This window comes from Pauljensenia sp. UMB3104 (assembly GCF_030217285.1).
GTDB lineage: Bacteria > Actinomycetota > Actinomycetes > Actinomycetales > Actinomycetaceae > Pauljensenia.
The window spans coordinates 1-260 of record NZ_JASONN010000377.1 but is presented as its reverse complement, the minus strand read 5'-3'; the positions used below and the strand labels follow the sequence as shown (position 1 = coordinate 260).

The 260-nt window shown below is 66.5% G+C and carries 1 protein-coding gene; it reads left to right on the top strand.

What is annotated here, in order from left to right:
* The coding region (locus QP415_RS12095; protein ID WP_285100240.1) for an MFS transporter at positions 1–260 on the top strand (260 nt) is incomplete at both ends.

Here is a 260-nt window from a genome sequence, read left to right as displayed (position 1 = left end):
CCCCGTTTTGTCCTGCTCGCGGGCCTGGTTCTGTTTGCCGTCGGCCTGGTCGTGTGCGCTGCCGGTTCAAACATCGTCATTTTCGTGGTCGGGCGTGCGCTTCAAGGCCTCGGGGGCGGCCTCCTCATCGTGCCGCTCTACGTCCTCGTGGGTTCGGTCGCCTCCCCGCGACACCGCCCCACATTCTTCGCATCTTTCTCGTTGGCGTGGGTCCTGCCCTCGCTAGTCGGCCCCGCGATCGCAGGCCACGTGACCCAGGA